At 40.4% G+C, this 490-nt stretch carries 1 pseudogene; it reads right to left on the bottom strand.

Annotation, left to right across the window (positions count from 1 at the left end):
• A pseudogene (locus tag HMPREF2805_RS11250) lies at positions 1 to 490 on the bottom strand (hypothetical protein); the annotation flags it as partial.

The following is a 490-nucleotide window of genomic DNA, read 5'->3' as shown; positions in this document are numbered from 1 at the left end:
TGCTTGAGCAGGTGAATCTTGGTTAGCAGCTGTAACAGCTTTTTCAGCTGGAATGACTGCTACTGAACCATCTTCAAAGGTTACAACTACTGATCCATCATTGTTAACCTTGATATCTTTCGCGGTTGGGTTAGCTTTCTTAACTTCGTCGGCTACTTTAGCTTTTTCGGCGTCAGTCAAGTTGCTTGGATCTGTAACTGGGGTTACTGATGGATTCTTAACTCCATCTGATTCCTTAACTTTATCTGATGATTTCTTAACTGTCTTATCGGCTGGAATAACAGCTGTTGTACCATCTTCAAAGGTTACAACTACTGATCCATCATTGTTAACCTTGATATCTTTCGCGGTTGGGTTAGCTTTCTTAACTTCGTCGGCTACTTTAGCTTTTTCGGCGTCAGTCAAGTTGCTTGGATCTGTAACTGGGGTTACTGATGGATCTTTAACGACTTTATTAGTTGGATCTTTTACAGTTACTTTAACTGGTACT

Source organism: Streptococcus sp. HMSC034E03, assembly GCF_001811505.1.
Classification (GTDB): domain Bacteria; phylum Bacillota; class Bacilli; order Lactobacillales; family Streptococcaceae; genus Streptococcus.
The sequence above is the reverse complement of the archived record's forward strand: the minus strand, read 5'-3'. Positions and strand labels throughout refer to the sequence as shown.